The sequence below is a fragment of the Ruminococcus sp. CAG:330 genome, from assembly GCF_000437175.1.
Taxonomy (GTDB): Bacteria; Bacillota; Clostridia; order Oscillospirales; family Ruminococcaceae; genus Ruminococcus_C.
The window spans coordinates 1-714 of sequence record NZ_FR898068.1 but is presented as its reverse complement, the minus strand read 5'-3'; the positions used below and the strand labels follow the sequence as shown (position 1 = coordinate 714).

General features: G+C 44.5%; 1 protein-coding gene. It reads left to right on the top strand.

Annotation, left to right across the window (positions count from 1 at the left end):
- The coding region (locus QZL66_RS08200; protein WP_293602035.1) for a leucine-rich repeat domain-containing protein at positions 1 to 714 on the top strand (714 nt) is incomplete at both ends.

The window sequence follows — 714 nt, the reverse complement described above, 5'->3', positions numbered from 1 at the left end:
GATCATGCGTTTTTCGTTTGTACCAGCTTAACCAGCGTCAATATTTCGGAAGGGGTCACAGGCATCGGAGCATGGGCGTTTCAAAATTGCACTGGCTTAACCAGCATCGAAATTCCGGAAAGTATCACAAGCATCGAAACTGGTGCGTTTTCCGATTGCACCAGTTTGGCAAACATCACGATTCCAAGTAGTGTTACCAGCATCAAAGAATCTGCGTTTTCTGGCACACCTTGGTTAAAAAGCAAACAGCAGAAAAATCCGCTTGTAATTGTAAATGGAATCTTGATCGATGGAACAACTTGTTCTGGAGAAGTAACGATTCCGGAAGGTATCACAAGCATCGGAGATTTTGCGTTTTACGATTGTACCAGCTTAACCGGCATCAAAATTCCAAAAAGTGTCACAAGTATCGAAAATAGTGCGTTTTACAATTGCACTGGCTTAACCAGCATCGAAATTCCAGAAGGTGTCACCAGTATCGGAGACTTTGCGTTTTCCGACTGTACCAGCTTAACCAGCATCGAAATTCCGAGGAGTGTCACAAGCATCGGAGAGGGTGCATTTGATAACTGTGACAAATTGCCTGAAATTACGGTTTCCTGCGATTCTACGCTGGCAAAAGACGCTTTCGGCAACGCATCTGAAAAGGTAACATATCGTCATTCTCTCGTGAAAACCGATGCCAAGGATGCGACTTACACCGAAGCCGGAAAC